The following is a 12,223-nucleotide window of genomic DNA, read 5'->3' on the forward strand; positions in this document are numbered from 1 at the left end:
CTTCTTAATTTTTTATGAATAACAATAATAAGAATGAAGATTATATTATAAAAGTTGGTCACGTTAAGTAATTATTTGATAAGAAGAATTTTAGCTGATTTCGTATTTCATACGTCTAGGAACTTATTTATATTCATTATTTTACTTTGAGTGACATAAAGATTGATTACTTAGGATTTCTAAATAGTATCCAAAAAAGTGTAAACGTTTTGATAAGTTTGTTGAATAAGTCTTGAAACGTATGTTTGTTTTAATTAAAATTTGAGTTGATAAGTATAATAAGAATAGTATGACAAATAATGGAGGGATTATTTTGAAAAAGAGTACATCATTATTGCTTAGTGGAATTTTAGTTTCAGGTATGGTCTTGGGCACAGTTGTCACACCAGCAACAATCGTTAACGCTGCACCAGCAACTACTCAAGCTAGTGAAGAAGTTGCCAATTCTGTAACTTATATGTTAAACGGCAGTAAATATTCAGTTCGCCAACTTAATGGTAAAGCAGGTGAGAGAATTACCTTAGCTCCTGAAGGATACGCTGTGAAAGATACTAGTTTGACAGTCTTCAGCGATGATTTACAAGGAAGTTTGGAAGTTGAAATTACTCCATTAACTACTGTTAAAGTTAATTACGTTGATCAAAATAACAAATTAGTTTCTTCAGAAAGTGTCGACGGTGGTGTTGGCAATGAAGTTGAATTAACTAATTTACCTGCCGGATGCAGTTGGAACAATGATGCCGACAAGACAATCACCATCGAACAGGGAAAAGAATATAACGTTCCCGTAACGAAGAAAGTTTCTAACACAATCATCTTCAAGACATCTGACGAAAACGAAGTTGGTAGAACACAAATCTTTGGTGATAAAGCTGGAGATTCAGTTACATTAGAAGATGACCAACTTCCAGAAGGATACACTGTAGCAGATAAAGATTTAACATTACAAAATGAAGGCAATACACAATTTGTTACCGTTAAGAAGAATTTGGATGGAATTATGCCAATCAAGGGCGTTGTCAGAGTAAACGTTGAAATGGCACACTTGTATGACAAAGACGGCAAAGTTTTGAGCCGCTCATTAGTTAACAAGTCAAGATGGCAAACAAATAACAAGATGGTCTTGAATGGCGTAACATACTATCAAGTATCAACAACCGAATGGTTGAAAGCTTCTGATATCATCGTTGAAAACGAAAAAGGTTCAGAAGATGCCAACACTGATATAGATACCAACAAGGATGCAACCAAAGCAGATCGTAGCGTCGTAGAAACAAAGAACAGCGGACTTGCACATCTATACGATGATAATGGGGAATTGATTGCCAGTCGTTCATTGTCACCAAGTACAAGATGGGCTACAGATTTGATGAAGACGACTAACGGAGTAAAAATGTATCGTGTAGCAACTCATGAATGGTTAAAGGTTTCAGAAATTAAGTAATTTATATTCAATAAAACTGTGGATCGAAAGATTCACAGTTTTTTTCTGGTCAAAATTTTATAAATTTATAATCTAATGTCCCATCACACAAATAAATATGAAATGAATAATTAGAAAATAATTATTGTCATCCGCTTACATAATAAAAAACTAATATAAATAGAAATATGTAAAAGTAAATATAATTTGTATAAATATAGTAATATTAATAAAAACAATAACGAAATAAAATTTCGACATTTTTCTATTGCTAAAATTTTACGATTTGTATACATTAGTTTTATCTTATTAATAAGAAAGAATTTCCGGAGGGAATAGGGATGAAATTAAGCAAATCTATTATTGTAACAGGATTATTATTTTCAAGTATTTTGGGTGGAGTGAATGTAAACAACGTTGTTTCATATGCTGCTGATACGAACGCAACAGAACAACAAACAACGGAAGAAAAAAAAGTAACAATTCGTTTTGTCGATAACTCGGGAAAAGACATTACAGGCGAAACAAGTTTACAAAACAAAACAGTAAATATTGATGGCAAGAAAAATTCAGTTAGTTTAACGGATTTAAAGGGAATTAATATTCCAGAAACATATAGGATAAAGAATTCAACTAGTAAGATTGTTAAGAATGATAAAGAATCATGGGAAGCAAAAGTAGTTTTGGAAAAAGGCGAAGTTTTTAGTTTGAACTATGAAGGATTTGAAAATGTTCAACCTGCTGATAAAGCTAAATTACCAAAACAACTGGTTGTTTTCAATGGAGTAATTGATGGTAACAAAATTACTAACATACCGGTTGGTTATAAAATTGATAAAATTATAAAGAATACAGATAAGACCATGACAGTAAAGATGGTCCAAGCGACTGAAGAAATAAATGTTGTATACATCTTGGATGGGCAGCCGATTTCTATCGATGGTCTAAGTAATAAAGCAAATATCAAGAAAAATAGCGAAATAGTTAATATCGACGAATTAGGTATTAATTTAGGTGGATTTAAAATCAAGAATAATCAAAAACAATTTTCTGTTGATAGATCAACTGGACATGGAATTGTAAAAATTAATTTAATTAGTGGAATTCAGAAACCTGCAAATACAAAAAATATCCTTATAATTTTTAGAACTAACAAAAAAGATACTAAAACACAAGTTTCTGCCTACTCGAAAGACGTTAATATTGATTCAAAAGCTTTATCAATAAAAGATATTAGAATTCCAGAAGGTTACATAGTAAAAGACACTTCCTTTGAAATTAACAATCAAGATGAAATTATTGTGGAAGTATCAAAGAAATCAGAATCAAATTCTAATGGTTCTGCTGTTACAAAACCAACAACAAAACCATCAACAACGACTCCTTCAAACAAACACGTTGTTAAGGTTCAAGACTTCAAAGGCACAGTAGCAACAACACTAGGTCAATACGTAACTCTATACAATGCTGAAGGTAAAGCTATCTCTGGCAGACGTCTAGCTGGTGAGTCAAACTGGGCTGCTGACAAGACTATGGTTCGTGACGGTGTTAAATACTACCGTGTTGCTACTAACGAATGGGTTAAAGCTAGTGACGTTTACGAATATACTGCAAGTAATGCTGTAGTTGAAACTGCTGCTGGTAACTACAAGAAGTTGTTTGATTCAAAGGGTAATATTGTAAGTAACCGTGGACTTGCTGCTGGTACAAAGTGGATGACTGATAAAACTGCTTTGATCCAAGGTGAAAAGATGTATCGTGTTGCTACAAATGAATGGCTAAAAGTTTCTGACGTAAAATAATTTTCCAAATAAAAAAGGCATCCTGTTGAAGGGTGTCTTTTTTGTTTAGAAGTATTGTAAGAGGTCTTTTTCTTTCAATTTATCTTTTTCAGTTTTATTTAAATCCAAAATGATTTGGCCTTTTTTCAAAACTAGTAGGCGATTGCCATATTTCATCGCATCTGATAAGTCGTGGGTGATCATCATGCAAGTTAGTTCTTTTTCTAGGATTACTTTATTAGTTAATTCCATTAAATCCTTACTTGTTTGCGGATCGAGGGCAGCAGTGTGTTCGTCTAATAGTAGTAATTCTGGTTTTTGAATGATAGCCATCAAGAAACTTAAAGTTTGGCGTTGACCACCGGACAATTTTTCAGTGAAAGTATTCAAACGATTGTCTAAAGTTGGTAAATTAGAGATTAATTCTTTAAATTCAGGCATGTTTTCTTTTAGATGACGCAAGTGTAGTCTTCTGGGAAGTCCACGACGTTTGGCTAAGAGAAGATTTTCAGCTACGGTCATTCTTGGTGCGGTGCCGGATTTGGGGTCTTGATAAACTCGACTGATGTGGCGACTTCTCTTGGCGAGATTTTCATCCGTGATATCCTTGCCATTCAATAAAATTTTTCCCGAGGTTAGCTCATTTGTTCCAGTGATGGCATCAAGTAAAGTTGATTTACCGGCGCCGTTAGTTCCCAAAACGACTACGAAATCCTTGGGTTTGATGGTCAAATTGATGTTGTTCAAAATATTAAGATTGTCGTCGTCATTGTAAATCGTCTTGACGGCGTTTTTTATTTCTAATAGTGGTGTCATTTTGTTTTAACCCCGTTTCTCATAGTTTTTAAGAACTGTTCGCGAATCGTTGGTAGTGCTAGGCAGAGAGCCAAGATGATAGCGGAAATCAGCTTTAAATCGTTAGTGTTGAAGCCTAATTGAAGGACGATCATTAGGATTAATCGGTAGACGATACTTCCGATGACGATAGTGATTAAACGCACACTCAGAGGAACATCAGGATAGATTACTTCACCAATGATGATAGCGGAAAGGCCGATAACGATGACTCCGATACCCATATTGACGTCGGCGAAGCCATTTTGTTGGGCAATCAAGCCGCCGGTTAAAGCGACGATACCGTTAGAAACCATCAAACCGATGAATTTCATGACTGTTGTGTTGATACCAAGGGATGCGGCCATTGTTTCGTTGTCACCAGTAGCGATGACGGCTTGGCCCTTTTCCGTGTTGAGAAAGATAATTAATAGGAAGATGATCACCGTTATAACGATGACGCCGAGGACGATACCGTTGAAATTAGTGGGTAACTTGTCCAAGCCAAATTGGTTGAAAATGTTGTTAGGCTTGGTTAGGGACATGTTAGCTTTGCCAAGAATGCGCAAGTTGATCGAATACATGGCAGTCATCGTTAAGATTCCGGCTAAAAGAATCGGAACGTTTAACTTAGCGTATAAAAAGGCGGTAGCGAAACCTGCCAAGCAACCGAAAACGAAAGCAATTAACAGTGAGAATAAAGTTGAGTGTCCGGCTTGAATTAGACTGACAGCCGTAACGGCACCAAGTGGGAAGCTCCCTTCAACGGTCATATCAGGAAAATCGAGGATCCGGAAAGTTATGAAAAGACCGATGGCCATTATTGACCAGATGAAACCTTGACTAATAGTAGAGACGATTAAATTCATTTGATGATCTGTCCTTTCTTTTGAGCTTCTTTGATGAGTGAATCGGAGAATTGAATGTTAAGTTTTTTAGCCATCTTTTCATTTAACATCAGATGGCCTTTTTGCATGAAAGTAACGGGAGTCGTGGCAGTTTTTTCTTTGCCTTGAAGGATTCTGACGACGTGTTCACCAGTTTCTTCACCGAGTTCGTATTGACTCAAACCAACTGTTGCTAAACCGCCATCTTTAACCATTGTGGTTGCAGCTGGGAAGACCGCTTTGTTTTGTTTGGCAGCAATTGAAGTTAACAATTTCATACCACTGGCAACGGTGTTGTCGGTTGGGACATAAATAGTTTGTGACTTTTCAATCAACGAACTAGCAACTTGTTGAATATCGTTGACTGAATTAATACTGGATACTTGTACGTGAATTCCAGCTTGTTGAGCCAGTTTTTTCATTTTCTTCATTTGGCTAGTGGCTGAAGCGTCGCTGGAGGTATAGATGATGCCGATTGTTTTCAAATCAGGGATGACTTGTTTCATCAAATCCAATTGAGCTTTCAAAGGTGCTTGGTCGGAAACACCGGTGATATTGCCGCCCGGTTTCTTGTTATTTGAGATGATACCGGAGCCTTCTGGATCGGTCACGGCTCCCATAACGAGGGGAATCTTGTTGGTGGCATTTTTCAGTGATTGGACGGATGGTGTCGCAATTCCAACCGCTACGTCAACGTTATCCTGCACGAATTGCTTACTTATAGTACGCAAGTTACTTTGGTCATTTTGAGCATTTTGAAATTCGATTTTAATGTTTTTACCATCAATGTAACCGTGTTTTTTCAAAGTGTCATCGATACCCTGATTGATTTGATCAAGGGCGGGATGTGACATTAATTGCAGAACACCGACTTTAGGAATAGCGTTTTCCTTTTTGGTATCGGCGTGGTTAGTATAAAAGAATGCGAAAATTAAAAATCCGAATAGTAGTACGAGTGTCGCATAAAGTCTCTTGGTGTGTTTCATCGTATATTCCCCCAAATTAAAAAGGCAACCCCAGAGTTTGTGGGATTGCCTAAAAAATAAAATACCCACATGGTCTTTTAATAAAAATTCCATGTGGGCTCTAAAATTATCCTAGTTTAATAAGCCGACATGGATACAATCCTTTCAGACTGAATCCATATCGGATCAATCTGAGTTATCGGCTTTGCCAACGAATATTCGCGATGAGAAGTGTATATGTATTTTTCATAATTGAAATCTCCTAACGAATTTGATGTTTCAAATATATTTCATAATCTAAAACTTGTCAACCGCAAATTAATAATACTTTAGTTATTAAAAATTTTCTGAAAAAACATATAATGTAAGAATAAGCAAAGCAAGGAGAGATTTCTCATGAAAAAAAATATTCGCTTGCTAATAATCGTAGGCTTGTTGGTTTTATTAGCCACGACATTCACCCACTTTGATAGTTTTTTGTACCATGATCCAATCATCAAAGTGGAACAGACGCAGGTCACTGATAAGCAAACTTCGACAGATGAGTACAAAAACACTGATACTCAGGTGACCCAAAGAGTTACTGGAAAGTTTTTGAACACTAAAAAAAGAGGACAGAAAGTTTCATTTACCAATACCTATTATCGTTCACAATTGACTGACAATAAGTATCGAACCGGACAACAAGTTATCTTATCCAAATCCGGAAACCACTACACAGCAAAAAATATTAAGCGTGATACTTCAGTAGTATTCACGCTTGGTATTGTCATCTTCTTGCTGTATTGCATGAAATTTGATCGGCGTAAATTGTTTGTTAGTATTCTAATTAACATCGCAATTTATTTCTGTTATTTACAATTGATTATCGGTACACACAATAGTGCCTTGTTACCATCAACCGTTATAACGGCGTTATTAATTTCTGCAACGGCATTATTAGTTATTTTAGGTCCAACGTATTCAGCGGTAATGGCATATTCGAGTACTGTTTTAGCCACAACGACCGCACTTTTATTGAGTACCTTTATTTTGGGTATGACGGGTTATAGTGGAATGCATTTGGAATTAAATGATTTTGAACTACAGCCGTACTTGAGTGTTTTCTTGTCACAAGTTATCTTTGGCGTTTTAGGAGTTATTTTGGATGAAACGATGGATATTTCTTCGTCATTGCTTGAGATGAAGAAAGAGGTGGCCGATATTTCTGAAAAGAAACTCTTCAAGTCCGGAATCAATATCGGTCGTGAATTGATTGGTCCGCTGATCAATATCTTGTTATTCATCGTTATAGCGCAGAATTTGAATGTTGTTTTACTGTATTTGAGTAACGGCAATTCCATCAGCTATACGATAAATATGACTTTGAGTTTAGGCATTGGTCAACTATTGATCAGTGCGATTGGGATTGTTTTGACAGTGCCAATAACTAGTTTTATTGCTAGCAAAGTTATCACAAAGAAGGTGAAATAATGTTGTATTTATTTGCGACATTCGTTGTTTTACTGCTATTAGTAGCAGGTACACGAGGTCTAACTTTACTGTTTGGATTGGGAATCAATGTTATTTCAGTCGTTGCACTTTTGATTTTAATTGCTGATGGATTCAATATCTTGATTACTACTGGCGTGATTGCACTTATTATTCTAGTGGTAGCTATTTTTATGAATGTGGAAAATAGTCAAACTGCTAGTACCGCCTTTACGACGTCAATTTTGATCATGATAGTAATTTTGTTGTTGACGATTCCCTTGGAATACTGGGCTAGCGCTCAAGGTATGGGAGCTGAAAACCAAGATGAACTTGAAGCCTTTTCATTAGCAGCAGGGATTTCTTTCCCACAACTAGCAATCGCAATTATTGTCATCAATAGTTTAGGCGTAATCTCTGAAACTAGTGTTGCTATTACCAGTGGTTTGAATGAGATTGTTTTGAATAAGCCGACTTTAACACCGAAAGAAATTTTTGATGACGGTTTTTCAGTTGGAAATAAGATTTTGAATACTCAGACGAATACCTTGTTATTCAACTTCTTTTCCGCAACTTTCCCATTGTTATTTTTGATTCACTCATTGGGTTATAAATTTGGCGATATTTTAAATGATAAATTATTAGTCGCCGAAATTTTAACGACTTTGATCTGTACGATTGGAGTTATTTTGACAGTTCCGATTACTTCCTACCTGGTTTATCGTAAAAAGAAGTAGTTACCGATATTTTTATTTTTATATTTTGAAGCTAAAGCGATCAGAATCGCGTGAATACTGGCTTCATCGACCATAAATTTCTTTTTTTTAAAGACCCTGATTTTATTGCTAAAAATCAAGGTTGTTTAGTAAAATTTTGGCGTAACGTAAATTGACTGAATGTTGAGGAAAAATTATGGCCAATGATAATGAATGGTGGAAGAAATCGGTAGTTTATCAGATCTATCCAATGAGTTTTCAGGATAGCAATAATGACGGAATCGGTGATTTGAATGGGATCACGAGTCGTTTGGAGTACGTTCAAAAATTAGGTGCGGATGTGATTTGGTTAAATCCCATTTACAAGTCGCCTAATCGTGATAATGGCTATGATATTAGCGATTATTTAGCAATTCAACCTGAATATGGCACGATGGTAGATTTTGATAAGTTGCTGGAAAAAGCGCATGCTCTGGGATTGAAAATTATGATGGATCTGGTGGTCAATCACACGTCTGATTTACATAAATGGTTTGAAGAGAGTCGAAAGTCAAAGGATAATCCATATCGCGATTACTATATTTGGCGTGATCCAGTTGACGGACATGCGCCTAACAATTGGGGCTCACGTTTTGATGGTTCGGCGTGGGAATTCGATGAGCAAACTGGGCAATATTATTTGCATCTGTATGCCAAAGAACAACCTGATTTGAACTGGGAAAATCCCAAAGTGCGTGAAGAAGTCTGGAATCTGATGCGTTTCTGGTTGGATAAAGGAATTGACGGTTTTCGTATGGACGTCATTAATTTAATTTCTAAACCAGTAGGCTTACCTGACGGCCCAGTTAAACCGGGAGCAAAATTTGGTGGTACCGGAGCAGTGGCTAATGGGCATCGTTTGGCTGAATTTTTGGATGAGATGCACGAAAAGGTTCTCTCAAAATATGACGTTATGACGGTCGGAGAAATGCCCGGTTCATCGCCTAAAAATGCAATTGATTATGCTGGGTTGAAAGCAAATAAGCTAAATATGGTCTTCCAATTCACGCATGTCAATGTTTCGCCAAATAAGGATAAACGTTTGGGTCATTGGAATGATGAAGCAATTAATTTGGTCGATTTGAAGAAAGCTCTCAGTAAATGGGAAATTGCGCTGGATGGGAAAGGTTGGAACAGTCTTTATTGGAGTAATCATGACCAAGCTCGGGCAGTTTCACGTTTTGCGACCGACGACCCCAAATATCGTGTGAAGGCCGCTAAGATGCTGGCAACCACGCTTCACATGCTGCAAGGAACGCCGTATGTTTATGAAGGTGAAGAAATCGGCATGACTAATGCCCATTTTACTAAGTTGTTGCAGTATGAAGACGTCCAGTCGTTGAATGCTTATCAAGAATACGTCGACATTGAAAAGATTGTTGACCAAGAAACGATGCTCAAGTATTTAGCTAATCGATCACGCGACAACGCTAGAACCCCAATGCAGTGGGACAGCACTGTTAATAGTGGCTTTGCCAAAACAACACCATGGTTTACTGTCAACGACAATTATCCAGAAATTAATGTGAAAAGAAACTTAGCTGATCCTGATTCAGTTTTTTACTATTATCAAAAGTTAATTGAATTACGTCATAATTGCGATTTAGTTGTCTATGGTGACTATGCCGTACTCGATCTGGAAGATGAAGAAGTATTTACTTACCGTCGCCGTTATAACGATGAAACCTTATTAGTGATCAATAACTTTACTGCTCAAGATGTTATTCGTGATTATGGTCAAGAAAGTGGTGCCTTATTGATCAGCAATTATGATGACGATAAGCATACACGTTTGAGAGCTTATGAAAGTAAGGTTTATTTACTTAAATAAGAGAGTGAAACAAGAGCGGTCAGCTCCCGGAGGATAACGTAATTTCAGGAATTGCTCGTCGCACTTTGCGAGTGATTGCTGAAATTTTGTTATCTCGGAGGGAGTTGCTCTTGTGTAACTCATTTCAGTTAGAGAGCGGGATAGGACATGATCAACTCTCGAGTATTAGGGCAAATAAATCCAAAGTTTATGTCCTGTTCCGCGTTTATGCTGCAAATTTGGGAGTAAAAAAGACTGATTTCTCAGTCTTTTTCAGCTAGCTTTTTAGCTAAGCTGCCATCTGGTGTAACGGTCAAAGTTTTAGCATGACCAGTGAATTCGACTAGTCCCGACTTAGCTCCTTTAGGTTTGAAAAGTTGTCGTACTTTTAAAACATCCACGGGAACTTGCTTGAGTCCACGTCCCTTACTGTAGTAGGCTGTTAAATTGGCAGCTTGTAAAAGAGTCAGTTCGGAAGGATTGGCACTGTGAATTACAACGTGAGAACCGGCTAATTCGCTGACATGCATCCAGTAGTAGTCTTTGTTGGCAGTTAAAGTTAGGTGGTCATTTTGAGCACTATTTTTACCAACTTCAACTAGGACGTTATCAGTTGTATAAAAGCGTCGTGGATGAGCTGGCTCGGGAGCCTTAGATGAGTGAAGCACCTTAGTTTTTAGTGCTCCTTCGTCGATAAGTTGTTGCTTGACGAGTTGGACTAATTCCTTATTTTCGGAGTCGAAATCTTCTTGGCGTTGTTCTTGTTTTTTTAAGTCTTCATTAGCCTGATCAAGATTGTGTTGGATAGTTTCCAAGCCACGCTTATCTCTGTGATATTGATGGAAGTATTTCTCAGCATTATCCATGACTGATTGCGTGACATCTAAATAAATAGTTAACTGTTGACCATTTTTTCGATAGTCAGGTAAAACGACATAGCCTTTTTGGAGATCTACATCTTTAGCGTAAGTTTTTAAGAGGGTGCCTTTAGTTTTTAAAACGTCCACGTCGCCGATTTGGGTGATAGCGCGATTCAATGATTTGATTTGTTTTTGTGTATGTACGATCTGCCATTTCATCGCTTCGACTACTTCGGCAGCGGTACTTTTTTCTGATGACATAATAAGCCTCGAATCTTTTGTTTGTCTGGTGAAAATTATAACAGAACATGATCAATTCTAGGGTATTACGGCAAATAGGCCACGGCAATCAAAATTTTGATTACCATGGCCTATTTTTTTATGATGCAAATTTAGGAGAAAAAGTTATACCCCTAATTTTTCATTTTAAGGCAAATCATTGCCGGCAGCGAAGTAAATGTCATACCACTCTTGTTTAGTTAGGTCGACGTCTCCACCTTTAGCACTATCAGCGATGTGTTCAGGATTCATTGTTCCAATGATAACTTGAATGTCAGCGGGATGTCTAAGAATCCAAGCAGTTGCGATAGCATTCTTGCTGACACCGTATTTGTCGGCTAATTCTTGCAACTTCTTGTTCAATTCTGGGAACTTGTCATTGTTGATAAATGTTCCAGCAAAGGTACCGTATTGGAATGGTGACCAAGCTTGGATAGTTACACCCATTCTTCTAGAGAATTCCAAAAGGCCTCCATCATGGTTGATTGAACGTGTATCAGTCATATTAGTGTGCAAACCAAAGTCGATCATTCCTGAATGCATGATGCTGAATTGTAATTGGTTGATCATCAATCTTTGACTAACAGCTTCTTGAACTAACAAGTATTGTTGAGGATTGAAGTTAGAAACACCGAAGTGACGAACCTTACCAGCAGCTTGTAGTTCATCAAAAGCTTCAGCGACTTCTTCTGGCTCCATCAATGGATCAGGTCTGTGAAGTAAGAAGGAATCAAGATAGTCAATACCCATTCTCTTCAATGAACCGTCGACAGCATCGATCAAATGTTGTTTAGAAAAATCGTATCTCTTGCCAGAAACGATGCCACCCTTAGATTGGATGAACAAGTCACTTCTCTTAACATTACTTTGTTTCAAAGCTTGGCCGAAGACTTCTTCAGATTTTCCACCACCGTAAATATCAGCGGAGTCAATAAAATTGATGCCACTGTCATAAGCTGTGTCGATTGCTTTAGCAGCTTGGGCAGGATCTAATTTTTCCATTCTCATGATACCTAAGGCTACAGCTGAAGTTTTCCAGCTGGTTTCACCTATATAACGTTGTTTCATTACAAAGCCTCCATTTATTAATCACATTTTTAATTATTGAGATTTTTTATTTATAAGTCAATTATAAAGATTACGCTTACAAAAATCATAC

Annotated in this window: 10 protein-coding genes; 5 read left to right on the plus strand and 5 right to left on the minus strand. The window is 37.0% G+C overall.

Annotated elements, in window-relative coordinates:
* The first annotated feature begins 313 nt into the window (after window positions 1–313).
* Together EGT49_RS06600 and EGT49_RS06605 are read left to right on the plus strand one after the other, a co-directional pair.
* The gene (locus tag EGT49_RS06600) at window positions 314–1,444 is read left to right on the plus strand and encodes an SLAP domain-containing protein (RefSeq protein WP_167849773.1); all 1,131 of its coding nucleotides are present in this window, start codon (window positions 314–316) and stop codon (window positions 1,442–1,444) included.
* Window positions 1,445–1,764: 320 nt separating this feature from the next.
* Window positions 1,765–3,225, plus strand: coding sequence for an SLAP domain-containing protein (locus tag EGT49_RS06605; protein ID WP_135372714.1), 1,461 nt, complete (start codon window positions 1,765–1,767; stop codon window positions 3,223–3,225).
* Between the two features lie 45 nt (window positions 3,226–3,270).
* Here EGT49_RS06605 and EGT49_RS06610 read toward each other — a convergent pair whose 3' ends face one another.
* Genes EGT49_RS06610 through trpX form a run of 3 tightly spaced genes read right to left on the minus strand, consistent with a single transcriptional unit; the run spans window position 3,271 to window position 5,911 of the window.
* Window positions 3,271–4,020, minus strand: a complete 750-nt coding sequence (locus tag EGT49_RS06610) for an ABC transporter ATP-binding protein (protein ID WP_135372716.1) — start codon at window positions 4,018–4,020, stop codon at window positions 3,271–3,273.
* Window positions 4,017–4,907, minus strand: a complete 891-nt coding sequence (locus EGT49_RS06615; RefSeq protein ID WP_135372718.1) for an ABC transporter permease — start codon at window positions 4,905–4,907, stop codon at window positions 4,017–4,019. The genes EGT49_RS06610 and EGT49_RS06615 overlap by 4 nt, the downstream gene beginning before the upstream one ends.
* Window positions 4,904–5,911 (minus strand): tryptophan ABC transporter substrate-binding protein, encoded by a 1,008-nt coding sequence (gene trpX, locus EGT49_RS06620; protein ID WP_135372720.1) that lies wholly within the window; start codon window positions 5,909–5,911, stop codon window positions 4,904–4,906. The genes EGT49_RS06615 and trpX overlap by 4 nt, the downstream gene beginning before the upstream one ends.
* Window positions 5,912–6,286: 375 nt before the next feature.
* On the opposite strand from trpX, the gene EGT49_RS06625 reads away from it, so the two are divergent.
* The 3 genes from EGT49_RS06625 to EGT49_RS06635 all read left to right on the plus strand — a co-directional run bounded on the left by EGT49_RS06625 (window position 6,287) and on the right by EGT49_RS06635 (window position 9,946).
* Window positions 6,287–7,363, plus strand: a complete 1,077-nt coding sequence (locus tag EGT49_RS06625) for a YibE/F family protein (RefSeq protein ID WP_135372722.1) — start codon at window positions 6,287–6,289, stop codon at window positions 7,361–7,363.
* Entirely contained in the window at window positions 7,363–8,097 is a 735-nt protein-coding gene (locus EGT49_RS06630; RefSeq protein WP_135372724.1) for a YibE/F family protein, read from the plus strand. The genes EGT49_RS06625 and EGT49_RS06630 overlap by 1 nt, the downstream gene beginning before the upstream one ends.
* A gap of 175 nt (window positions 8,098–8,272) precedes the next feature.
* On the plus strand, window positions 8,273–9,946 hold the full coding sequence (locus EGT49_RS06635; RefSeq protein WP_135372726.1) for a glycoside hydrolase family 13 protein: 1,674 nt from the start codon (window positions 8,273–8,275) through the stop codon (window positions 9,944–9,946).
* A gap of 242 nt (window positions 9,947–10,188) precedes the next feature.
* On the opposite strand, the gene EGT49_RS06640 is transcribed toward EGT49_RS06635, so the two are convergent.
* Both EGT49_RS06640 and EGT49_RS06645 read right to left on the minus strand, forming a co-directional pair.
* On the minus strand, window positions 10,189–11,046 hold the full coding sequence (locus EGT49_RS06640) for an NFACT RNA binding domain-containing protein (RefSeq protein WP_135372728.1): 858 nt from the start codon (window positions 11,044–11,046) through the stop codon (window positions 10,189–10,191).
* Between the two features lie 165 nt (window positions 11,047–11,211).
* Entirely contained in the window at window positions 11,212–12,132 is a 921-nt protein-coding gene (locus EGT49_RS06645) for an aldo/keto reductase (RefSeq protein ID WP_135372730.1), read from the minus strand.
* Window positions 12,133–12,223 lie beyond the last annotated feature (91 nt).

It is taken from the genome of Companilactobacillus suantsaicola, from assembly GCF_004745525.1.
Lineage (GTDB): Bacteria > Bacillota > Bacilli > Lactobacillales > Lactobacillaceae > Companilactobacillus > Companilactobacillus suantsaicola.

What these genes read in the sequence shown, in the direction of transcription:
- EGT49_RS06605 (WP_135372714.1), top strand. Translation starts at nt 1,765, where the DNA reads ATGAAATTAAGCAAATCTATTATTGTAACAGGATTATTATTTTCAAGT.
- EGT49_RS06610 (WP_135372716.1), bottom strand. Translation starts at nt 4,020, where the DNA reads ATGACACCACTATTAGAAATAAAAAACGCCGTCAAGACGATTTACAAT.
- EGT49_RS06615 (WP_135372718.1), bottom strand. Translation starts at nt 4,907, where the DNA reads ATGAATTTAATCGTCTCTACTATTAGTCAAGGTTTCATCTGGTCAATA.
- trpX (WP_135372720.1), bottom strand. Translation starts at nt 5,911, where the DNA reads ATGAAACACACCAAGAGACTTTATGCGACACTCGTACTACTATTCGGA.
- EGT49_RS06625 (WP_135372722.1), top strand. Translation starts at nt 6,287, where the DNA reads ATGAAAAAAAATATTCGCTTGCTAATAATCGTAGGCTTGTTGGTTTTA.
- EGT49_RS06630 (WP_135372724.1), top strand. Translation starts at nt 7,363, where the DNA reads ATGTTGTATTTATTTGCGACATTCGTTGTTTTACTGCTATTAGTAGCA.
- EGT49_RS06635 (WP_135372726.1), top strand. Translation starts at nt 8,273, where the DNA reads ATGGCCAATGATAATGAATGGTGGAAGAAATCGGTAGTTTATCAGATC.
- EGT49_RS06640 (WP_135372728.1), bottom strand. Translation starts at nt 11,046, where the DNA reads ATGTCATCAGAAAAAAGTACCGCTGCCGAAGTAGTCGAAGCGATGAAA.
- EGT49_RS06645 (WP_135372730.1), bottom strand. Translation starts at nt 12,132, where the DNA reads ATGAAACAACGTTATATAGGTGAAACCAGCTGGAAAACTTCAGCTGTA.